Origin of the sequence: Streptomyces sp. NRRL F-2664 (assembly GCF_000719345.1) — a bacterium.
Lineage (GTDB): Bacteria > Actinomycetota > Actinomycetes > Streptomycetales > Streptomycetaceae > Streptomyces.
The window spans coordinates 1-858 of the sequence record NZ_JOFX01000264.1; the positions used below are offsets into that span (position 1 = coordinate 1).

The following is an 858-nucleotide window of genomic DNA, read 5'->3' on the forward strand; positions in this document are numbered from 1 at the left end:
TGCGGGCCTGGGTGAGGCAGGCCGCGATCGACGCGGGCGATCGTGACGGCCTGACCAGCAGCGAGCGCGAGGAGCTGGCTCTGCTTCGACGGGAGAACCGCAGGCTGCGGGAGGACGTAGAGGTCCTCAAGCGTGCGACGGCTTTCTTCGCGACGGAGACCCGGTGAACGTGCACCCGTTCATCGAGGCGGAGAAAACTCCTGGTCACAACGTCAAACGGGCGTGCGAACTGCTCGAGGTCTCCCGAACCGCCTACTACGACCGCCGTGCCGGCGTCCCTGGTCCCCGCGCGGCGCAGGACGCCGAGCTGACCGAGCGGATCACCACCGTGCACCAGCAGTCACGCGGAACCTACGGGTCTCCGCGTGTCCACGCTGTCCTTGAACGCGAGGGTGCCACCTGCGGTCGCCGCCGGGTCGCACGGTTGATGCGGCAGGCCGGCCTGACCGGTCGGCACCGCAGACGACGACACCGCACCACCATCCCTGATCCATACGCGGCGACCCGTCCTGACCTGGTCCTTCGCAACTTCCAGCCCGACCCGGCCGCCGTTGGCACCCGCTGGTGCGGCGACATTACCTATATCGCCACGGACGAGGGCTGGCTCTACCTGGCCACCGTCATCGATATCGCCTCCCGGCGCGTCATCGGGTGGGCCACCGCCGACCACCTGCGAACCGAACTCGTCGCCGACGCCCTCAAGGCGGCCTGCCGCACCCGCCGCCCGACCAGCCCGGTGATCTTCCATTCCGACCGCGGCTGTCAATACACCAGCCGTGAACTGGCTCTCCTGGCAGCGGAGTTCGAGATTAGACTGTCGGTCGGGCGCACGGGGCAGTGCTGGGATAACGCCCTCGC

1 protein-coding gene is annotated in these 858 nt (G+C 68.6%); it reads left to right on the top strand.

Annotation, left to right across the window (positions count from 1 at the left end; translation table 11 throughout):
• Positions 1 to 163 precede the first annotated feature (163 nt).
• Positions 164 to 858: IS3 family transposase (locus tag IF89_RS0135680; RefSeq protein WP_043194882.1), on the top strand; the 695-nt coding region annotated here is incomplete at its 3' end.